The 15,573-nt window shown below is 63.7% G+C and carries 11 protein-coding genes; 7 read left to right on the plus strand and 4 right to left on the minus strand.

What is annotated here, in order from left to right:
• Positions 1-242 precede the first annotated feature (242 nt).
• From IE075_RS02895 to IE075_RS02920, 6 genes are all read left to right on the plus strand, one after another.
• Positions 243-3,701 (plus strand): methylmalonyl-CoA mutase family protein, encoded by a 3,459-nt coding sequence (locus IE075_RS02895; RefSeq protein WP_189453112.1) that lies wholly within the window; start codon positions 243-245, stop codon positions 3,699-3,701.
• A 147-nt stretch (positions 3,702-3,848) separates the two neighbouring features.
• Entirely contained in the window at positions 3,849-4,442 is a 594-nt protein-coding gene (locus IE075_RS02900; protein ID WP_189453114.1) for an efflux RND transporter periplasmic adaptor subunit, read from the plus strand.
• Positions 4,443-4,533: 91 nt separating this feature from the next.
• Entirely contained in the window at positions 4,534-5,340 is an 807-nt protein-coding gene (locus IE075_RS02905) for a hypothetical protein (RefSeq protein WP_189453116.1), read from the plus strand.
• Between the two features lie 4 nt (positions 5,341-5,344).
• The gene (locus tag IE075_RS02910) at positions 5,345-6,961 is read left to right on the plus strand and encodes a DUF262 domain-containing protein (protein WP_189453118.1); all 1,617 of its coding nucleotides are present in this window, start codon (positions 5,345-5,347) and stop codon (positions 6,959-6,961) included.
• 430 nt (positions 6,962-7,391) lie between these two features.
• Positions 7,392-8,675: an MBL fold metallo-hydrolase gene (locus IE075_RS02915; protein ID WP_189453119.1), complete on the plus strand. Its 1,284-nt coding sequence runs from the start codon at positions 7,392-7,394 to the stop codon at positions 8,673-8,675.
• A gap of 572 nt (positions 8,676-9,247) precedes the next feature.
• Entirely contained in the window at positions 9,248-10,276 is a 1,029-nt protein-coding gene (locus tag IE075_RS02920) for a mechanosensitive ion channel family protein (protein WP_189453122.1), read from the plus strand.
• 29 nt (positions 10,277-10,305) lie between these two features.
• Here the strand turns inward: IE075_RS02920 and IE075_RS02925 are convergent, their stop codons facing one another.
• Positions 10,306-11,040: a hypothetical protein gene (locus IE075_RS02925; protein WP_189453123.1), complete on the minus strand. Its 735-nt coding sequence runs from the start codon at positions 11,038-11,040 to the stop codon at positions 10,306-10,308.
• A 303-nt stretch (positions 11,041-11,343) separates the two neighbouring features.
• Here IE075_RS02925 and IE075_RS02930 point away from each other — a divergent pair, with 303 nt between their 5' ends.
• Positions 11,344-11,724, plus strand: a complete 381-nt coding sequence (locus tag IE075_RS02930) for a YajD family HNH nuclease (RefSeq protein WP_189453125.1) — start codon at positions 11,344-11,346, stop codon at positions 11,722-11,724.
• 200 nt (positions 11,725-11,924) lie between these two features.
• Here IE075_RS02930 and IE075_RS02935 read toward each other — a convergent pair whose 3' ends face one another.
• From IE075_RS02935 to IE075_RS02945, 3 genes are all read right to left on the minus strand, one after another.
• On the minus strand, positions 11,925-13,745 hold the full coding sequence (locus IE075_RS02935; RefSeq protein ID WP_189453127.1) for a sensor domain-containing phosphodiesterase: 1,821 nt from the start codon (positions 13,743-13,745) through the stop codon (positions 11,925-11,927).
• A 553-nt stretch (positions 13,746-14,298) separates the two neighbouring features.
• Complete coding sequence (locus IE075_RS02940) at positions 14,299-14,871, minus strand: L,D-transpeptidase (RefSeq protein ID WP_189453129.1); 573 nt, start codon at positions 14,869-14,871, stop codon at positions 14,299-14,301.
• A 212-nt stretch (positions 14,872-15,083) separates the two neighbouring features.
• Positions 15,084-15,341, minus strand: a complete 258-nt coding sequence (locus IE075_RS02945; RefSeq protein WP_189453130.1) for a hypothetical protein — start codon at positions 15,339-15,341, stop codon at positions 15,084-15,086.
• Between the last annotated feature and the right edge of the window lie 232 nt (positions 15,342-15,573).

Here is a 15,573-nt window from a genome sequence, read left to right on the forward strand (position 1 = left end):
AGCGCGGTGGGATTTCGCATTCGCGCCGCAGGCGGTGGCGGGGCCAAATGCGACGAGACAGGCGTCGCGCGGCGCCGGCCCGGCGCGACCGCGGCAGGCATTTCGACGGAACCCCCCGGCGCCTGCGGAGGACGTTTTGCGCCCCGCGCCAACGCGCCACGTCGCGCATGTCCCCACGGCCGGGCTCGTGGGACACCCGCGTTACAATCGGGCCATCCCCGTTTTATATGAACGAGCGCGCCATGAGCACGACTGCCGCCCACGCCACCGGCACCGAATCGTCCGCCGAGATCGAACGCGCCACGCCGCTGCGCTTCGTCACGGCCGCCAGCCTGTTCGACGGCCACGACGCCGCGATCAACATTATGCGCCGCCTCATCCAGGGGCAGGGCGCCGAAGTCATCCACCTCGGTCACAACCGCTCGGTCGAGGACGTGGTGCGCGCCGCGCTGCAGGAAGATGCCGACGGCATCGCGCTCTCGTCCTACCAGGGCGGGCACGTCGAGTACTTCAAGTACATGGTCGACATGCTGCGCGAGCGCGGCGCCGGCCACATCCGCGTGTTCGGCGGCGGCGGCGGCACGATCACGCCCGAGGAGATCCGCGAGCTGCAGGACTACGGCGTGGAGCGCATCTACCACCCGAACGACGGCATGCACATGGGCCTCGTCGCGATGATCGAGGACGTGATCCGCCGCGCGAGCGAAGGCCGCATCGAAGGCGAGCCGCCGCATCACAACCCGTCGATCGACGACGAGATCGGCATCGGCCGCATGCTCAGCGCGATCGAAGAGGGCGCATTCGACGACACCCAGCTCGCGCACCACCGCAAGCAGTGGACGTTCGCCGGCAGCAAGACTCCGGTCATCGGCATCACCGGCACCGGTGGCGCGGGCAAGTCGTCCGTCACCGACGAGCTGCTCAACCGCTTCCTCGCCAGCTTCCCCGAGATGCGCATCGCGGTGATCTCGGTCGACCCGACCCGCCGCCGCACGGGCGGCGCGCTGCTCGGCGACCGCATCCGCATGAACTCGCTGCGCTCCAAGCGCGTGTACATGCGCTCGATGGCCACGCGCCGCCAGCACGCCGCGACGAACGCCGTGCTCAAGGACTCCATCTGCTTCCTCAAGGGCCTCGGCTACGACCTCGTCATCGTCGAGACCGCGGGCATCGGCCAGTCCGACTCGGAGATCGTCGACCTCGTCGACTTCCCGATGTACGTGATGACCAGCGACTTCGGCGCGCCGAGCCAGCTCGAGAAGATCGACATGCTCGACTTCGCCGAGCTCGTGGTGCTCAACAAGTTCGACAAGCGCGGCGCCGAAGACGCACTGCGCGACGTGCGCAAGCAGTGGAAGCGCAACCGCGTGGCGTTCCAGACGCCCGACGAGGACGTGCCGGTCTACCCGACGATCGCGAGCCAGTTCAACGATCCGGGCATCAGCTGGATGTTCTCGAATCTCTGCCGCCTGCTGCGCGAGAAGCTGCAGGTGCCCGCCGAGAAGTGGACGCCGGACCTCGACACCTCGCTCAAGGAGCCGCGTGCCACGGTGCTGATCCCCGGCAGCCGCGTGCGCTACCTCGCCGAGATTGCCGAGCAGGGCCGCTCAATCAACCGCCAGATCGAAACCCAGGCCGAGATCGCCGACCGCGCGCAGAGCTGCTGGCAGGCGCTCGAAGTGCTCGGTGACGCGCAGTTGCCGAAGGGGCTCGACCTTTACCCGGCGGAGGCGCTCACCGACGGCGGCGACCAAACCCTGCTCACGCTGCGCCAGCGCTACAACGACGCCGTGCAGTCGCTCACGTCCGAAGCGCTCAAGCTGCTGCGCGAATGGCCGGCGCGCCTGAAGTCGATCACCGACGAGGTCAACGAGTACAAGGTCCGCGACAAGGTCATCCGCGTCGAGAACTACCGCGAATCGCTGAGCCACCAGCAGATCCCGAAGATCGCCGCGCCCACCTACCGCGGCTGGGGCGACCTGCTGACCTTCCTGCAGAAGGAAAACCTGCCGGGCGCTTACCCCTACACCGGCGGCGTGTACCCGTACCGCCGCAGCGGCGAAGACCCCATCCGCATGTTCGCGGGCGAGGGCACGCCCGAGCGCACCAACCGTCGCTTCCATTACCTCTCGGTCGGCCAGCCGGCCGCGCGCCTGTCCACCGCGTTCGACTCGGTCACGCTCTACGGCGAAGACCCGGCGCCGCGCCCGGACATCTACGGCAAGATCGGCAACTCGGGCGTCAATATCGCCACGCTCGACGACATGAAGAAGCTGTACTCCGGCTTCGACCTGTGCGCGCCCACCACGTCGGTGTCGATGACGATCAACGGCCCCGCGCCGATGATCCTCGCGATGTTCATGAACACCGCGATCGACCAGCAGGTGGAGAAGTACCTGCGCGCCGACCAGGCCCGCTGGGACGCCGCACGCGAGGTGATGGACAAGATGTTCGAGGGCCGCGAGCGGCCGACGTACAGCGGCATGCTGCCCGAGACGAACGATGGCCTGGGTTTGGGTCTGCTCGGCGTCACCGGCGACCAGGTCGTCGAGCGTGAGGTCTACGAGAAGATCCGCGCCGAGACGCTCGCCACCGTGCGTGGCACGGTGCAGGCCGACATCCTCAAGGAGGACCAGGCCCAGAACACCTGCATCTTCAGCACCGAGTTCGCCCTGCGCATGATGGGCGACATCCAGCAGTTCTTCGTGGACCACAACGTCCGCAATTTCTACTCGGTGAGCATCAGCGGTTATCACATCGCCGAAGCCGGCGCGAACCCGATCAGCCAGCTGGCTTTCACCCTCAGCAACGGCTTCACGATCGTCGAGTACTACCTCGCGCGCGGCATGAAGATCGACGACTTCGCGCCCAACCTGTCGTTCTTCTTCAGCAACGGCATGGACCCGGAGTACACCGTCATCGGCCGCGTCGCCCGCCGCATCTGGGCCCGCGCCATGCGCGAGCGCTACGGCGCGTCCGCGCGCAGCCAGATGATGAAGTACCACATCCAGACCAGCGGCCGCTCCCTGCACGCGCAGGAGATCCAGTTCAACGACATCCGCACCACGCTGCAGGCGCTGTACGCGTTGTTCGACAACTGCAACAGCCTGCACACCAACGCCTACGACGAGGCGATCACCACGCCGACGGAAGAGAGCGTGCGCCGCGCCGTGGCGATCCAGATGATCATCAACAAGGAGCTGGGGCTCAACTTCAACGAGAACCCCTGGCAGGGCAGCTTCATCGTCGACAAGCTCACCGACATCGTCGAAGAGGCCGTCTACAAGGAGTTCGAGGCCATCAGCGAGCGCGGTGGCGTGCTCGGCGCCATGGACACCATGTACCAGCGCGGCAAGATCCAGGAAGAGTCGCTTTACTACGAGCACAAGAAGCACGACGGCAGCCTGCCGCTGATCGGCGTCAACACCTACCTGCCCAAGGACCACGGCGGCGACATCGTCACCGAGATCGAGCTGATCCGCTCCACGCCGGACGAGAAGGGCCAGCAGATCGACAACGTGGCCGCCTACCAGGGCAACCGCAATGCATTCGCGTCAGACGGGCTGAAGGCGCTGCAGGCGACGGCGCGGGAGCGCAAGAACGTGTTCGCGAGCCTCATGGAAGCGGTGAAGACGCACAGCCTGGGGCAGATCAGCCACGCGCTGTATGACGTGGGTGGGGAGTACCGCCGGAATATGTAACGCCCGCCGAGAACAATTCTCGCCCGACAAAACGCCCGCATCCGCGGGCGTTTTGCTTTGCGTCACGGTATGGCCGCGTTCCGCAATTGCCGACGAGTACGCGTATCGCTTAGCGTCGCTGGTTCAACGCCGAGCAGGGGAGCTCGCATGGAAATCAAGCAGCGCCGCAACTCCAACCGCATCCGCTACGTCTTCGGGGAAGACGAGCTGCAGTATCAGTGGGAGGACGGCTCGGGCAGCCGGTCGTTCTCGGTGCCGTACACCGATATCAGCCGAGACCGGCAGACGCTCGTCGAGCGCAACGCGTGGCTGCGCAACGTCGGCCTGCTGTGGCTCGCGATCGGCGCAGGCACCACGGCGATCAACTGGTTCAGCGCGGGCGAGCTCAAGGCGTCGATCTGGCTGCTCATCGGCGCCGGTTGCTACGGCGCCTACCGCCTGCGCAGCACGAGCTTCACCATCGTCCCCAGCGAGAAGGGCAGCCTGCTCGTCATCGACGGCGAAGAGGGCCGCCGCATCCTCGCCGAGATCGAATCACGCCGTGCCGCCCAGTTCCGCCGCGAGTACGACTTCATGCCCGAGGGCGACACCGCCGAGCAACTGCGCGGGAGGTTCAAGTGGCTGCACAAGGAGGGTGCGCTGAGTGACGAAGAGTTGCAGCGGCGGTTGGCGGTAGTGGATGCGAGCGATGCCGCACGCCAGCCGGCTGAGGCGGCTATCCCGCGTGCGGTGCTGAACTAGACGTGGATGGTGAAGCCAGGAAGTGAAGCTGCCCCGTTTGTCTGGCAAGCCGGCTCACACGCGATGACGAAGAACTAATCTGATGGGACGCATGAACGCGAAGCTTAAGAAGGGCATGGGCAGGTTATCCAGTCACCGTGCTCTCATCATCGGAGCACTGATTGTCGCGATTTCGATCGCCGGCCTGTGGCTGGCTACAGAGAGGTCCGGCACGGGGCAGGCGGTGATCGCAAGTATCTCCTCCGCGCTTCTCTCAATCGGCTCCCTGTCTCTCGTGTACGAACTCGCGATGAGACAGCAGATTCACGATGAGCTAGTGGAATTGGTTGGCGTCGAAAGGTCGGCCGCGCGGGCCAGGCTACGTCAAATTGGGGCCTCCGAGCAGTTTCAGTGGCTCGAGGCATTGCAAAATGCTCAAAACATCCGAGTAGTTCTTTCGAACCCCGAGCCTTGGATCAGCAACGTCATCTCACCAATAGTCGACGCTGCAGTCCGTCGAAAGATCAACGTGCACATTCTTGTCCCTTCGAGTTCCGGCGCGATGACCGAAAGTGTCGCAAGTCTTCATGGAGTTCCAGACGCCGATTTTCGTGCCTCGATCGACCGGGCCGCGGGCCGTGCCGAGGCAACGTGGCGAAATCGAAACAACATAGCTTCCGGATCCAGCATCCGAATAGCCGCTTTCGATAGCGTCTGTGTCAGCACTCTGGCGCTATTGGACAAAGTTGCCGTGATCATTTCATACAAGCCGTGCGGAAGTCGCCACGGAGAAGTTGATAACGGAATATTCAGCACGTTTGATTTCACTCAGGAGGCGTATCCGGGTAGTTGGTACCAGAGGCACTTCGAGGATGTGGCTGCGTCCTCTACGCTCATTTACGAGAACGTCCGGAGTTGAGGCGATGAAACCACATGGCTTAGCAGTGCGGATGCTCGGTCTGGGCGACCTCTTGGGCGCAGTTGGGCGGGGCGAAATCGCTCTGCCGGATTTTCAGCGTGACTTCGAATGGTCAAGCGCAGACGTCGAGCAGATGCTTGTCACTGCACTGAATGCTTGGCCGGCAGGGTCATTGCTGTTGCTGGAGGGTGGGGGCGAATCGTTCTTTCGAGTGAAGCCGTTTAATAGGGGGCCCGCTCGTCTAGCGGAAACTCCGAGATATATCGTTCTAGACGGGCAGCAGCGTATAACGGCCCTGTTTCACGCGATATACGACCGCGGAGATCGGATTTACTATATTGACGGCGCGAGACTACTTGAGACCGACGACTTAGAGGAGTCAATGCAGGCGATCTCACGTGGGAAATGGAATGCAACCTATCGTGATAAGCGTAGACAGGCGCAAGACCTGATCATCCCGTGCGCGGCTTTGGAAAGCCCTACTGCTTTTTTCGAATGGCGAGACGACGTTGTCGACGTGTTGTCCGAAAGCGGGCCGCAGTTGCGTCGAGATCTAACAAGCATCTACCAGCGCTATCTGTCGCCTCTGCACTACTACGAGCTTCCTGCTGTAGTGCTCGAGCGAGCGACCTCCGCCGTGGCAGTCGCAAGAATTTTTGAACGAGTAAATCGACTCGGCCAGCGACTCAACACCTTCGACTTAATGGTCGCGAGGACCTACGCGGCAAACTGGAATCTCCGGGAAAACTGGAAGGCTTTCGGCGTCGAGCACCCAGATGCGCATGCGTTTTTTGATCACGACGGTATGGCAATATTGCAAGTCGTTGCGCTTCGTGCCGCAGAAGACGTGAGGCAGGCAGCCGTTCTGAAATTGTCCGCGCCGCAGGTTCACGTTCAATGGGCGGCAACTGCATCTGCCTTGGTCGACGCGAAGAACTTTTTCCAGAAGCGGTGCTTTGCCTCGTCAAGGGCGGAACTTCCATATGTGTCACTGGCGCTTCTGTTTGCCGCACTAGCGGCCGAGGACTCAGGCTGGTTGTCCAGTGAGTGGGTCGAGCCTTTCTTTTGGGCTCGTTCGTTTGGTCGTGCGTACGACGTAGCCTCGAATACTCGGGTCGTTGCGGACTATAAAAAAATCCGACGGGCCAAGTCGCCTGCACGGGATCTGTGCGCTACGGACCTTACGGCTGAGGATCTTGTGCTCGCGGGAAAGCAGGGCGGTAGAGCCCTGTCGAACGCGTTGTTGTTGTACCTGCGTAAGCAATATGTAGCATGCGGCCTAGGTGATGTCGGGGGCTCCGCTGCCGCGTCGCTCATTCCAGGTCATGCTGAGACCGCCGTCGCTGGCGCACCGCCTCTCTCGACGCGCGTGCTTGGTACGGTACTTGTCGCTCGAGGAGATGCCGTTGAAATCCAGAAAAATGGCTTTCAATCATGGCTGGCTTCATCTGGAGAATGTGAGTCCACGCTGCGTTGCAATTTCCTCCCATCTAGAGATGAGCTTCTTCGTCTTGTAGATCAGGAGGAGTGGGACAGAGTGCTCGCGACGCGTGCAGGAAATTTAGTTTCGCGCCTGGCCGCGGACGGCGTGGTGTTCTCGGCTTCTGGTGTTTCGCTGTAGGTGCTCAAAAACGGGGTCGGGTTGGACTAAAACAGGGGTCACAGTGGACTGCCCCGCATTCGAAACCTCGAAACCCGGGTCGGAGCGCACTTTCCCTCTAGGCGGATTGGGGCAGATTGCATTTTGCGCGGCTATCGATCTGGGCAGAAGGTGGGTAGATTCCATTTCTATCTAAACGAGGCCGAGCCGCATTTGGTCCCATCCGCGGCGATCTTCGGGCAGGCTGCGCCTACAGGCAGACCCGGTTTGCGCCCGATTCTCCGCGCTATTGTCGTGCGCCGTTGGGACTGGGCTAGATTCCTTGGAATCCACAAAGCAGAAGTGCAACCGAGTTCGCCCTGTAAGCAGCGAGCCATGCATTTTGGCTTTAATTGAGTGTCCTCGCCGCGCCGTCATTTTTGGTTTCTAAGGCGCTCACCTAGGTATATTAGTGATCAGAATCTCTTTTTCCCAGGTTCAGCGGCCCGTCGGTCAGGGCGGGTTCCAGACATCCTTCCTGCACAGTCCTGATTTGAAGCGGCACTCGGGGACGGTTTCACGTACACGGATATCCTTCGCCTGGGCTTACGACTGCGGCTCCGATCAAATGTCGGCGCTAACAGCGGAGATTCGGAAGGTCAGCGGCTTACGTTTTAACGTACTGTTCCTCTCGCACTTAGACAGTGACCATGTGGCAGGCATTGACAGGTTGCTGCTCGCAGCTTCTGGTGTCGACGAAGTGGTTCTTCCCTATCTGGGAGCCGAGGACTGGGCGCTGCACCTGGCCGCTTCTGCAGCTTCGGGGACGCTCACGAGCAGTCTGCTCGACCTTGCGGCCGACCCGGCAGGCTGGCTGGGCGCACGAGGGGTGGGCCGCATCATTTTCGTCGCGGGCGTAGACGACGACGATGCAGTCGGTCGTCCTGATTCGATCGAGCCCGGCCGGCATCTCCCGGAGCTACCGTCTCAGGACCCGGATGGTACTGAAGACGCTGCGGAGCCCATGGAGACCGATTGGTCGCGGCCTCCGCGCGTTCTTGACGCGGGTGACCCGGCTAGTAGGCGTGCCGCGACTGCCCTCTTAGCGCACGGTGCGGTGGCAGCAGTGCGTGTGGCGGGCCAAAGGTTGAACTGGGTGCTCTCGCCTTTCGCTTTCCGACCGTCTGCAGCCAAGATGGCGACGTTCCGAAACGCGCTGGAGCATCATTTCGGATGCTGCTGGACGGCGAAGGACTATGCAAACTTCGCCCGTTCTACCGAGGGGCGCGCGAGGCTCAGGAAGTGCTACGACGCAGTTTGGAGGGACCACAATCTGCACTCGATGGCGCTTTATGCTGGGCCTGCTACCCCTGCAGGCGGGCCGCGTTTGTGCACAGCTTGGCATGGCAAGTTTGTCCGTCCCGTACCGCCAGGCTGGATCTCGACAGGCGACTTCGATGCGAGTGTCACGAGGCGACGGGCTGGCTTGCTCAACTACTACTCCCCTTATGCACGCATGGTTGGTCAGCTGGGGCTGCCTCATCATGGTTCAGACTTGAGCTTTAATCCGGGCATGCTCGGTGCCTTTCCGCGCCTGAGGTGTGCAATTGCGGCTGTGGGCCCGAACCGCTATGGCCATCCCGGAAGTGCTGTTCAGACCGCCGTCGCCGCTGCGCCACTGGTCGATTTCGTTCGTGTGGACGAGTACCCATCCAACACCTATCGCGTTCGCGGCATCGTTCCGGCTTGGACGTGACTAAAAGAAAACAGCAGCGTGTGAATAACGGGGTGAATAACGGGGTCAGGTTTACTTACATACCCCAAACAAAAGGCCCCGCACTGCAGGTCCGTTCGCATTCCACATCGGGCGACGAAGACTTACCAGCCGCGGTGCCCATGTCAGGCTTCTCCAGCGGGCTCTTCTCGAAGCGCTTGCCGAGGTCGCGGCGCAGGCCATCGAGGCCCGCGGCCTGGCCGCTGAGCTTGAGCCGGGCGTAGCCGTGCAGTGCGCGGCGGCCTTTATGTCGCTGCCGAGCGAGATGCCGGTGTCGGTGAAAATTTTGCCCAGGCGGTCGATGCGGGTGCGGCGCAGCGCAAGTGCGTCGTGGGTGGCGAGGTCACGCGCCATTTCGTCGCGCTCTACAACACGGGTCAGTGTGCAGCGTCCTCCAGCGCACCAAGGAAAAGGGGTCGGGTTCATTTCGGCCGAATCGGGCTCAGGTTCACTGCCAATGCACTCTGACCCCTGTTTTCGTGTTCGGGCCCGGTGAACGAAGGATCGGGGGCAGCGCGTTAGGATCCCGAGCAAACAGTCAGCGGGCCTCGAGAATGAAGTCGTGGGAAGCGGTCAACAGTGCAAGCGCTGGGCTCGCCGGTGTTGAACCGGATGTAGGAAATGCCTGGGACACCGTCGACGCGATGGTGGACGGATTCTTCGCCCTCCTGCCGAATATCGCCATTGCGGCGGTCGTCATTCTTGTCTTCTGGATCGTGGCAAAGGTGATCCAGAAAGTCGTGGCCAGGGCAACGGCCAATCGCGAGGATGGCAATCTCGCCACCGTGCTTTCCAGGCTGGTTTACTGGGGGTTGCTGATCCTGGGCCTGCTCGTCGCGATCACCATCATCGTGCCGTCGATGACGCCCGGAAAGCTGGTGTCCACTCTGGGTATCGGTGGCGTCGCAATCGCCTTTGCGTTCAAGGATATTTTTCAGAACCTGCTTGCCGGGATCCTGATCCTGCTGCAGAAGCCGTTCCGTGTCGGAGACGAGATCACAAGCGGCGCGTACACGGGAACGGTCGAGGCAATAGAAACCCGCGCCACCTGGATCAAGACCTACGACGGCATTCGCGTCATCGTGCCGAACAGCCAGATCTATCAGGAGCCAGTGAGCGTCATCACCGCTTACGACATGGTCCGCAGTGAGTACGACGTGGGCATCGGCTACGGTGACGATATCGGGCAGGCCTTGGAGGTCGCGCTGGATACGCTGAAAGGGATCGACGGGATCCTGGACGATCCTGGACCCGACGTTCTCGTGTGGGAACTGGCCGGGTCCACGGTCAACCTCAGACTGCGTTGGTGGACCAACCCCAAGCGCGCGAATGTGGTGGTCAAGCACAGCGAGGTACTGCGAAAGGTGGCCGAAGCGATGGGCGCGGCCAACATCGATTTGCCGTTCCCCACTCGAGTCGTGCTTTTGCATGACCAGACCGAGGCCACCGATGGCGACCGCACGAAACAACGTGAAGGTTGGCCGGCCGGGGACTCCCCGCCGCCCGCCCGTACCGTCGCAGGCGCGCTGATCCAGGCGGCTGAGCAGGCACCAGCGCAGCAGGGTGACAAACCCGCCACCTGACCCCGTTCCGTTTAGAGCGCCCGCGACTGTTACCTACCAACGCCGGCCATCACCCCGAATCGGAATCGTGCCGATTGTTCCGCACCGCTGTCGCCCGTCAATTGCGCCATGCGCATCGTCGATAACAACGAAAGCCCGGCGCTGAAGTTGAGCCCGTCGATGACGTCGTGCAGTGTCGGCACGAACTTCATATCTCCGGCGCGGCTGGCCCCGGCGTGTTCCGCGGAAACGACGAGCGCAGGGTGGTCGTACAACGGCGAGTGTTCCCATGCTGTCAGTAATGCCTCGCTTTCGCCGAGGCGTGAAGCCTTGCGCAGCAGGCGCAGCAGGGTTTCGGTGTCCGGGGTGTCGGGCCCGGTCAGGAAGCGGTCGATCGCCCCGCCGGACAGCCGTTCGACCCACAGCGCGCGCAAATGGCGGTCCACCGTGGGGCGCACCAGCGACAGCATCGGACCGAATAGCGGCCGCTCAGACAGGGTGACGATCGCCGCCTGGTGCTCGATCACCTGGTCGTGCAGCGCAAGGGCGGGTGTGCTCCGCCGGGCGTGCGACGGAACAGAGAGGGCACGCAACACCCACGCTGCGATCTTGCGTGCGTGATCGAGCGCCGGCTGGTGCGGTTGGGGCGGCGTGTGGCTGACAGCCCCGGGGTCAGTCTTCCTCATAGCGTGGTCCGGTGGCATCGACATGGCGATGTTGCAGGTTGCGAGGACGGGTTCGTCGTGACTGAAGTCGAGCAAACAGCGACGCTTACCCGCGGTCACGGGTTGAGCTCGGCCGCATACCCCTCCAGTTCAGATCCCGGCACTTGAAAATGACGGAGCGGGGCGAGGTTGACTTGCACAGCCCAAACAAACGGCCCCCCACCGCGGGGCCTTTTTAGAAAAGGGGTCAAGCTAGAAAAGGGATCAGGTTGATTTTTTTCACAGGCAAAGTCGACGGAGGCGATTAAAGCCGACTGGCGCCCTCCATAACGGTGGTGCTCAGCGCCGGTTGTGTCCGTCGCTTCGGGTAATACTCTGGCATGCGCGATGATCGATCGCGTTCTCCGCCGCGCGACAGGACCCATGACGACGCCGAATGACGCCAAGCTTGACCGGATTGTGGCCGAGGCCCGGCGCAGCGCGGAGCAGCGCGACCAGGGGTACCGCGAGCGTGCGCTGAAGATGTACCCGTGGGTCTGTGGCCGCTGCGCGCGCGAGTTCACGCGCGCCAACTTGCGTGAGCTGACGGTCCATCATCGCAACCACAACCACTCGGACAATCCGCCCGACGGCAGCAATTGGGAGCTGTTGTGCGTGTACTGCCACGACAACGAGCACTCGCGTCAGGCTGACTACACCGGGGTCAGCGCGTTGGATGCCGAGGACAAGCCGCCCGCGGCCACGTCCAACCCGTTCGCCGATCTGAAATCGCTACTTGGGAAGCGCCCGCCGAAGGACGGATGAGGTCCGAGGAAAAGGCGCTCGAGAACCCAACAGGCCGCTCCCGGGCCGCCTGTTTCCTTGAAAGTTCATGCCTTTCAATGAGCAGCCGAGACGTCGTGCGAGGCGTCGCGTACCTGATGGATGACCTCGGCGATGTGGAGGTGGAGATCGCCGCTACACCGCCGCCGTTTTGTCGGACGGGCAACGTGGTGCGCAGGCGCCTAGCCGACGAACGCCTGCAACAGCGCGGCCGCGGCCATCGGTCGCCCGGTGAAGTAGCCCTGCACCTCGTCGCAATTCCAGGCGCGCAGCACGTCCAACGTGTCCTGGGTTTCCACGCCTTCCGCCACCACGCGAAGGCCGAGGTCGTGCGCGATGCCGATCATCGCGCGTGCGAGCGGCCGTGCGTCCGCATCCGGGCCGAGGTCGCCGACAAAACTGCGATCCAGCTTGACCGCGCGTGCCGGCAGTTTGCGCAGGTAATCGAAGTTGCTGTAGCCGGTGCCGAAGTCGTCGATGGCGATGGTCACGCCCATGTCGCGCAACCCCACGAGCTGCACCAGCACCTGCTCGGCGTTGCGGATCAGCGCGGTTTCGGTCAGCTCCAGTTCGACGCCGCTGGCCCGCAGCCCGCGTTGTGCGAGATGCGCGGCGAGCCGAGGCAGAAAATCCGTCTCCTCGAGGTTGCGCGCCGAGACGTTGACCGATACCGGGATCATCGCGCCCTGCGCCTGCCACGCCACCTGCTGGTCGAGCGCTGCCCGCAGCACCCACTCGGTCATCGGCCGTGCGAGCGCGGTCTGTTCGACCAGCGGGACGAATTCGGCCGGCGAGATGTCGCCGAGCGTGGGATGACGCCAGCGCAGCAGTGCCTCGGCGCCGGCGCAGCGGCCGGTGCGCAGGTCGATGCGTGGTTGGTAGACCAGCGACAGTCCGGCCGGCTGCGCGAGTGCGTCGGCGAAATCGGAAAGCAACGTGAGCCGGCGGCGATTGGCGGCATCGCTGGCCGGGCTGTAAACCGCGGAGTCCAGGCCCATGGTGCGCGCGTCGTTCGCTGCGCTGATGCCGGTGCGCAAGGCGTCATCGGCCGCGGCGTCGCCCACGTCGAAGGGCGAGACCCCGAACACCGGCATCATCTGTACGGGGATGCCGTTGCTGCCCACGGGCACGGCCAGCGCGGCGGACAGCGCCGTCGTCACCGTCGTCCAAGGGCCCGCTTCGGCCTCGTCGAGCAGAACAGCGTAGGACACGACATCGACGTGGTACGCGGTGCAGCCGCGGCCCAGCCGAGCCTTGAGGATCCGGCTGCTGGCCTGCACGAGGTCGTCGATACAGCGCGTGCCCATCACGCTGACGAGCTCCTGCAGGCGCGTGGGGTCGAGCAGGCTGACCAGCAGCAGCACCCGCGGCGCGCCGGGCCGGGCGCGCGCCAAGTCGGCCAGGTCGTTCGCAAACTGGTTGCGGTTCGGGAGGCCGCTGAGCGGGTCGCGCCGGCCGTAATCGTGCTCGAGCTCCACCTGCGCCATCACCATGGCGGCGAAGTCGCGCAGGGACGCCTGTTCCTCCTCGCTGGTCTCGCGAGGTGTCCGGTCGAGCACGCACATCGCGCCCAGCACGTGGCCGTCGCGGGTGATCAGCGGCGCGCCGGCATAGAAGCGCATGCCCGAGCGTGCCAGCACGCTGTCGGCGAATCGTGGGTCCTGCTGCAGGTCGGGCACCACGACCATGCCGGCCTGCGCGGTGACCGCGGCGCACGGGGCTTTGTCGCGCGGAATCTCGCGGCCCGCGGTGCCGACATGCGATTTGAACCACTGGCGGTGCGCATCGGTCAGCGACACCGCGGCGACCGGCACGTTGAACAGCCGACTGGCCATGCGGGTGATGCGGTCGTAGCCGTCGCTCTCGAGCGTGTCGAGCAGCGCTAGATCGCGTAGGGCGGCGAGGCGCGCCGCCTCGGCCGTAGGGTCGATCGTGCACGACGGGGCGGTCGCGGCCGGCACAGCATCAGCATCAGCGGGCTGGGGCACGAGGGGGGCATCCATGGCGGGGCTGCGATTGGCAATGCGGGGCGCTTCTGCGGTTATCGGCAGGTGGGCCGCTAGCTTGATGATCCAAGGTGGAACGACGGACCGGGGAAAGGGGGCGAGGAAAAGGGGTCAGGTTCGTTTTTCAACGTCTGAATGCGACAAAGCGGCCACGTCGGGAAAGGGGGCGGGTTCAGTGTTTGTGTGTTGATCGCCCAGCAGGATGCGGCTCATCTGATCTGGCCGGCGTGAGTGGTTCCGTTCGAGGGCGCAGCCCTGTCAGTCGGCGCTGAGACCGAACAGCAACCTGCGATGTGGCTCTATCACGCGGTGCTCTTCCTGCAGTTCTATCTGCTGGCCTTTGCTCTTGGGTGGATCGCCGGTCGCTATCGCAGCCGGGCGGTCACGGTCTGACAATTAGCGCAGACCGGTTAGGCTCACTTACGCTGCCACCGGCTAGGTCGGGCAAACAAAAAAGCCCCGCACTGCGGGGCCGTTTGCATTCCAGGTAGTGCCCGGTAACAGGGTCAAGCTGGGTTCCTTGAGAAAGCGAGCCTGGCTCCGTCTGTCTTCACCGACTTTGCGCGAACTCTGGGAAGGCCTTCGCGATCGGCGCCTCATCCGGCACGATGTAGAACACGCCGCCACGCTCGAACGTTGGCCGCATGATCTGTTCGAAAAACTCCGGCGAGACGTTGATGCAGCCGTGCGTGACGCGGTTGTCGTCCGGCGTCGGCGATGCAAGGCGTTCGACACGCTTCTCGGCCGGGACGTCGGTCGCGGTCGGGTGGATGGCGACCGCGGAATCGTGGTCCACCCACAGCACGCGCCCGGCGTCGACAGACGGCCCGAAGCCGCCCACGAAACGACCGGCCGGTGTCGTGCGGTCCCGCCCCGGAATCTCGCGAAGCGCAACACCGGCGATCCCGGGGGCCGTGTGGTCGCCGACCGCCGAGCCGATGAGTACAGGGGCCGCGCCGCGAGGCCGGCCTTCGCCGTCGAACACCAGGATCTGTGCGGCCTTCTTGTCGATGACCGCAAACGGATAGCCTTGGCTGTCCTTCGTTGCGACCGCCCATCCCGCGAGCTTGATCACGGTGCCGGACACCTCCTGACCTCGCGGAAGCTGGTCGACGGCGGCCATCGGTTGCGCAGGGGCATCCTTCGCGCTGGCGATGCCGAAGCTTGCAAATGTCAGTGTCAACGCGCCAAAAACGGCGCGGATCACAGGGAGTGTGCAGGTACGGATAGGACGATTCCTCAGAACCAATGCTGGATGGGATCAGGACCCTGGTGGCCCGCAAAGGCCACCAGGGTCCCGCTCAGGCCGTTCGTTGCGAACGGCACGTAGAGCGATTAACCGCGCGGCTTGCGGGCCGGCGCCGTTTCGAGCTGCTGGACGCGGCCTTCGAGCTGATCCAGGCGCTGGTTCGCCTGCGTCGCGGACTGGTTGGCGGATTCGGCGCTCTGGGCTGCGCTCTGCACGCGCGTGTCGATCTGATCGAGGCGCGTGTTGACTGCTGCGAACTCGTCGTCGTAGGTGGCGCATGCGGACAGGCCGAGGCTGGCGGCGAGGGCCACGCCCATTGCGAGATGTTGCTTGGTCAGAACCATTTGAATCCTCCTTCCTGTTGGGGTGGCCGAAATATAGCGGGCTTTTTGGCCCGTTAATTTTCAGCGTACAGCTGAGGTTGGACTACGTAGATGGGCTGTGAAGGCGTTGCTAAACGTGAGCCGCGCCAGGCGCGGGGTCAGGTTGGACTGCCCTGCGGGCGTCAGGGTCTCGGCTCGCGATGGACCCTGCGAGAAAGACGCCTCGCACCGGCGCCGTTCGTCTCTGACAGAG

It is taken from the genome of Cognatilysobacter bugurensis, from assembly GCF_014652095.1.
In the GTDB taxonomy this organism is placed as follows: Bacteria; Pseudomonadota; Gammaproteobacteria; order Xanthomonadales; family Xanthomonadaceae; genus Cognatilysobacter; species Cognatilysobacter bugurensis.